The following is a 1,059-nucleotide window of genomic DNA, read 5'->3' on the forward strand; positions in this document are numbered from 1 at the left end:
CTGGGACTCGCTTCCCAAGCCGCGGGAGCTCTATGAGTTCCTGGACTCCTACGTGATCGGTCAGGAGCAGGCCAAGAAGGCGCTGTCGGTGGCGGTGTACAACCACTACAAGCGGGTGCGTTCTGAGGGTGACCGGTCCGGGGACGAGGACGTGGAGATCGCCAAGTCCAACATTTTGCTGTTGGGTCCCACGGGTTCGGGCAAGACGCTGCTGGCGCAGACCCTGGCGCGTATTCTGAACGTGCCCTTCGCGATCGCCGACGCCACGGCGCTGACCGAGGCGGGGTATGTGGGGGAGGATGTGGAGAACATCCTGCTCAAACTGATCCAGTCCGCGGACTATGACGTGAAGAAGGCCGAGACCGGGATCATCTACATCGATGAGGTCGACAAGGTCGCGCGTAAGAGTGAGAACCCCTCGATCACCCGGGACGTGTCGGGTGAGGGCGTGCAGCAGGCGTTGTTGAAGATCCTGGAGGGGACCACCGCCAGTGTGCCGCCGCAGGGCGGGCGCAAGCATCCGCACCAGGAGTTCATCCAGATCGACACCACGAACGTGCTGTTCATCTGTGGTGGGGCGTTCGCGGGGCTGGACAAGCTGATCGAGTCTCGGACGGGTCAGCAGGGGATGGGGTTCAACGCGGTGTTGAACGCCGAGTCCGATGCTGAGGGGTCGGCGTTGTTCGGTGAGGTGATGCCGGAGGACTTGTTGAAGTTCGGGATGATTCCGGAGTTCGTGGGTCGGTTGCCGGTGATCACGAGTGTGCATGATCTGGATCGTGAGGCGTTGATCCGGATTCTGACGGAGCCGCGGAACGCGTTGGTGAAGCAGTATCAGCGGTTGTTCGAGTTGGACGGTGTGGAGTTGGAGTTCACGCCGGATGCTTTGGACGCGATTGCTGAGCAGGGGATTATTCGGGGTACGGGTGCGCGTGGGTTGCGGGCGATCATCGAGGAGGTGTTGTTGTCGGTGATGTATGAGGTGCCCAGTCGTGAGGACGTGGGGCAGGTCATCATCACTCGTGAGTCGGTGCAGGAGCACGTCAACCCCACCATCGT

1 protein-coding gene is annotated in these 1,059 nt (G+C 61.5%); it reads left to right on the top strand.

All coding sequences use genetic code 11. From position 1 onward, the window contains the following. Positions 1 to 1,059, top strand: a 1,059-nt coding sequence (gene clpX / locus AC0T5L_RS27105; protein ID WP_476168330.1) for an ATP-dependent Clp protease ATP-binding subunit ClpX, incomplete at both ends; no start/stop codon positions are given.

This window comes from Nocardiopsis sp. TRM 82005 (assembly GCF_056312425.1).